We start from the raw sequence: 4017 nt of genomic DNA on the forward strand, positions 1-4017 counted from the left end.
GAGCACGCGGTAGGCGCCAGTGGCAGACCTACGACGATGATTGGCCTTATGTCCACATCCGATTCTCGAGACGCCGGACCTGAAGGTGAGTCACCGACCACTCGCGCGACCGCAGGGTTGCGGGCGATGGTCGTCGAAGACGAGCGTGAGCTCGCCGACCTCATCGGTACCTATCTGACTCGTGACGGCTTCGACCTCACGGTCGTTCATGACGGGCAGGACGCAGTCGACCTGATCCGGCAAGTCGATCCCGACGTCGTCGTGCTAGACCTCGGTCTTCCGCGGCTGGACGGCGTCGAAGTGTGCCGCCAGTTGCGCACCTTCTCCGATGCGTATGTCGTCATGCTCACCGCCCGCACCGAGGAGGTCGACACCCTCATCGGACTGTCCGTGGGAGCCGACGACTACATGACCAAACCGTTCAGCCCACGAGAGCTCATGGCCCGCATCCAGGTCATGCTGCGCCGTCCTCGATCGTCTACGGCCTTACGCTCCCCGTCTGCGGCCTCCGATCACAGAGAGCTGCGAAGGATTGGGGCACTGGCAATCGACGTCGAAGGCCGCGAGGTCACCGTCGACACCACCCCGATCCAGTTGACCAGGACCGAGTTCGACCTCTTGGCGGCACTGACGCGAGACCCCGGCTTGGTGCTGTCCCGGACGCAGTTGATCAATGCGATCTGGGGGCCCGACTGGGTCGGCGACACGCACCTTGTTGATGTCCACATCGCGCACCTCAGACGCAAGCTCGGAGACACTGCGTCCCGGGGCGCATACATCCGCACCGTCCGCGGTGTCGGCTACCGCACCGGAGATGGTCAGTGAGCCGGATCGATCTGGGTGACAACGTGACGCGCCTCAAGCGGTGGTTCACCACTGCCACCTTCGGTACCCGGCTACTGGCGGCGCTCGCTTTTGTGATGATCGGTTTCGCAGTCAGTGCCTGGGTCGTCGCCGCAATACTTGCCCCCGGAATCTTCCACGAGCATCTGGAGATGGCCGGACTGTCACAGAACTCCTCCGAAGCAGCCCATATGGAGGAGGCATTCAACTCGTCAATGATGCTGTCTTGGTCGATCGCACTGGCGGTATCGGTGATCTTGTCGCTGGCTGTCAGCGGCTACATCGCCCGCCGCGTTCAACGATCGATCACCCCGGTCACCCGATCAGTCCAGCAGATCTCCGGTGGAGAATACAACTCACGAGTACACGAGCCGAGAATAGGTCGTGAATTCGACGATCTTGTCGCCAGCTTCAACGAACTGGCACGACGACTAGATGCCACCGAAACCACACGCCGACGGATGCTCTCAGATCTCGCACACGAGTTGCGGACTCCCCTGGCCACGCTCGAATCCCACCTTGAGGCAATCGAAGACGGCGTCCGTGCACTCGACGACGACACGCTGCGCATTCTGCGAACCGCGACTGGTCGGCTAGGCCGGCTCGCTCACGACGTCAGCGCGGTGTCCCGAGCCGAAGAACACCTCACGCGTCTCATCCCCATCGGTACCGACACTCGCAGCATCATCGCGGCCGCGATCGACGCCCTGCGCCCCGAGTACTCGCACAAAAATGTGCTGCTCCAAGCACGTATTGATCAGGCAATACCGATCACTGTCGACAGTGATCGAATCAACCAGGTCCTGACCAACCTTTTGCACAACGCGCTCCGCCACACCGACTCAGGTGGGATGGTCACCGTCACCAGTCGCCTACACAACGGGAACGTGGAGATCACTATCGCCGACACTGGAGAAGGCATCGCAGCGCAGCACCTCGACCACATTTTTGACCGCTTCTACCGCGTCGACACCGCACGCGACCGGGCACACGGAGGAAGCGGCATCGGACTCACCATTACTCGCGCACTGGTCGAAGCCCACGAAGGCCATATCCGCGTTCACAGCGACGGGCTCGGCCGCGGCGCCCGATTCACGATCTCCTTACCGCAGACCCCGGCTCACTCCAAGGGCTGACTCAGTTGGTCGCGATACCGTTTTCCCGGAGCCACTCGATGGGGTCGGCGCGCTCCCGTCCCTCGTTCAACCACACCTCGAAGTGCAAGTGCGACCCGGTGGAAAAGCCACGACTTCCCATGAGGGCAATCGTCTGTCCAGCCTGTACACGCTGGCCGGTGGACACGAGAACCTCTTCCATGTGTCCATAAACGGTCATCGTGCCCTCATCCGACAGCAGTCGGACCCAATTGCCGAACCCTTGCGCCGGGCCGGCATCGATGACGGTCCCGTCAGTCGCCGCCACGATCGGGGTTCCGATCACGTTTGCGATATCGATGCCGCCGTGGAGCGAGCCCCAGCGTTGGCCGAACTCAGACGTGAGGGTCCCGACTGTCGGCATCGCTGCTGTTGGACGGCGCGCGGTCTCCTCGGCAACTTGCCGGCGAGCGTCGATTTCGGTGCCTGCCGCCAATGACGACACCATGGCGGCAGCGCTCTCCAGCGGGATGTCGCCTTGCACCGCAACGGGCCCAGGCAGTTCAGCCGGGGGAAGGGCTATGTCTCCAGACTGGCCAGCAGGACTGATCGACTCCTCGTGCGCGATGAGGTGAATGTGCTCACCACCAGCCTCTGTGTGCTGGTCCACTAGAAAACTTATCGAGGACACGATGGCCCCGGCGGCGACCGTGACGACGACGACCTGATCGCGTAACTCGGGCCGGGCGGAGGGTTGGCGATGCGTACCGCCACCTCGAGGGCGACCAGAACTCGCCCAGATGTCGACAGTTAAAGGGTGTGCCTTGCGGCGTGCACGTCTTCGCTCCACTGCCGCCGTGTCTCCCCTGCCGCTATACCGTGATGGTTTCGTGATGTGACTTCTGCTCGAACTTAGACGAGCAGAGTCCCCGTCGCAAGAAGTGGGGGCCTGCACGCCCGTGTCGAAGAACGACCGGGAGCGGCTCCCTCAAGCGTGCATCGTGCCTAGAGTCTCCCTCTGACCACAGCCTCTGGCAGCGTTCATCAAGCTGCCTGTTGCGAGTGTCAGGGACTACGTGGGCGACATGGGAAGGCCTTCGGAAGCTGGACGTCCTGACAGGCTTCACCCAGGTTCACCCCAACTGGCCGCGCACCAATTCAGCACCGCGTCAGCGACCGTCACGTCCGGGATCTTGATCAGACCTTCATCAAACCCCGACCGAATCAAGAGGTCAGCACAGCACAATCTCCAGATGTGACAGTGCGTGCGGCATTGGGGGACAAGTGGGGCGGGTCGCCGGCCGCCTCCCACCACGAAGAAGTGGACGAGCAGCTCGAGAAAGGGAAAGTGTCGCGATCACAAGATTTACAGATTTCCGGACGATTGTTGTTGCTCGCACGAGCGGTGGCGTTAGTGACAGTCAGCGCCCTCGGACTCCTCTTCACTTCGGCAGGGGTGCTGGTCCAGGACGGCACCAGTCTGGACGTCCACAGCTCGGCCGCCATCGCCCTTCATGTCCTCACCGGCGTGCTGGCTCTGGTTCTAGGGTGGCGCGCGTGGGCTACACGGCGAGGTCGCTGGGCTGCAGTCGTCGCCCTCGTCCTGTTCGGGGCCACGTTCGCCCAAGCGAGCTTAGGGGGCAGTTCGACCTTGGCATTTCACATCGGCGTAGCACTGGTGCTCACGGTCCTGTGTACGTGGCTGGCCGCCTGGACTTTCGGTAGATCACTATACGAGGAGATCGAATGAGACTGCGCAGGACACTCACCGCCTCCGGCTCCACCGCCGCCCTGCTCCTAGCTGTGGGCTGCGCCGGGAACGACACGGGCGCGCCAGAGCAGGCAGAGCAGCTCCAGACGGGCGAGAGAGCCGAGAAACAGGTCACGATGGCCGAGGTCCAGCAGAACGATTCGACCGACTCGTGTTGGACCGTGATCGAGAACATCGTCTACGACCTCACCGCGTGGGTCGACCAACACCCGGGCGGGCCGGACCGGATCGAGCAGCTGTGCGGCACAGACGGGACAGAGAGTTTCACCGACCAGCACAGTGGAGCGTCCCAGCCACAATCGCGGCTCA

Annotated in this window: 5 protein-coding genes; 4 read left to right on the forward strand and 1 reads right to left on the reverse strand. The window is 62.8% G+C overall.

Annotation, left to right across the window (positions count from 1 at the left end):
• Nucleotides 1-126: 126 nt before the first annotated feature.
• Both G6018_RS16965 and G6018_RS16970 read left to right on the forward strand, forming a co-directional pair.
• On the forward strand, nucleotides 127-825 hold the full coding sequence (locus tag G6018_RS16965; protein WP_017836391.1) for a response regulator transcription factor: 699 nt from the start codon (nucleotides 127-129) through the stop codon (nucleotides 823-825).
• Entirely contained in the window at nucleotides 822-1979 is a 1158-nt protein-coding gene (locus G6018_RS16970) for an ATP-binding protein (RefSeq protein WP_107746584.1), read from the forward strand. The genes G6018_RS16965 and G6018_RS16970 overlap by 4 nt, the downstream gene beginning before the upstream one ends.
• Before the next feature lies 1 nt (nucleotide 1980).
• On the opposite strand, the gene G6018_RS17695 is transcribed toward G6018_RS16970, so the two are convergent.
• The gene (locus G6018_RS17695) at nucleotides 1981-2607 is read right to left on the reverse strand and encodes a M23 family metallopeptidase (RefSeq protein ID WP_182611321.1); all 627 of its coding nucleotides are present in this window, start codon (nucleotides 2605-2607) and stop codon (nucleotides 1981-1983) included.
• A gap of 585 nt (nucleotides 2608-3192) precedes the next feature.
• Between G6018_RS17695 and G6018_RS16980 the strand changes: the two genes are divergently transcribed.
• Nucleotides 3193-3687: a hypothetical protein gene (locus G6018_RS16980; RefSeq protein WP_223210127.1), complete on the forward strand. Its 495-nt coding sequence runs from the start codon at nucleotides 3193-3195 to the stop codon at nucleotides 3685-3687.
• The coding region (locus G6018_RS16985) for a cytochrome b5-like heme/steroid binding domain-containing protein (protein ID WP_182640270.1) at nucleotides 3684-4017 on the forward strand (334 nt) is incomplete at its 3' end. The genes G6018_RS16980 and G6018_RS16985, both read left to right, overlap by 4 nt.

The sequence above is a fragment of the Dietzia sp. DQ11-44 genome (assembly GCF_014145205.1).
Classification (GTDB): Bacteria; Actinomycetota; Actinomycetes; order Mycobacteriales; family Mycobacteriaceae; genus Dietzia; species Dietzia natronolimnaea.

Coding starts and splice junctions, on each gene's coding strand:
- G6018_RS16965 (WP_017836391.1), top strand. CDS start 127: ATGGTCGTCGAAGACGAGCGTGAGCTCGCCGACCTCATCGGTACCTAT.